A 423-nucleotide genomic window follows, 5' to 3' on the forward strand; every position below is an offset into this window, starting at 1 on the left:
CAAATGCATATGCATTTGGAATATTTGCATTGAAAATGCCCTCAGGTTTTTACTATTTTAGTGCTGCAAACCTATTAATCTTTCTTTCATGCTGTTATGTATTCGCTGATATGTTTGAAAATTCTGAGATGTTAAAGTGGAAGAATAGATCAGCGAGAGCTATTTTTATAGTTACTTTTGTGTTTTTTACGTATCAAACATGTGTTATTAGTGTCACCCAACTTTCAAGTTCGAAAGCAAAGCAGGTTCGGCTAGGGGTTATTTCAAGTTATTTGAACGAGGTGGAAGGAAATAAGGATTTGAATATTTACTACAACTTGAAAGAGGGTAATTATTTGGACTATTCCTCTTCAGTAATGAATTTATATATAAGAACAAAAATAGACAATAAATTCACATTATATTCAAGGTCAGGTTGTTATG

At 31.7% G+C, this 423-nt stretch carries 1 pseudogene; it reads left to right on the forward strand.

The annotated features are described in order from the left end of the window. Positions 1 to 110 precede the first annotated feature (110 nt). Positions 111 to 423: pseudogene (locus tag AB4496_RS27645) on the forward strand (hypothetical protein); the annotation flags it as partial.

The organism is Vibrio sp. 10N.222.46.A1 (assembly GCF_041473595.1).
In the GTDB taxonomy this organism is placed as follows: domain Bacteria; phylum Pseudomonadota; class Gammaproteobacteria; order Enterobacterales; family Vibrionaceae; genus Vibrio; species Vibrio tasmaniensis_A.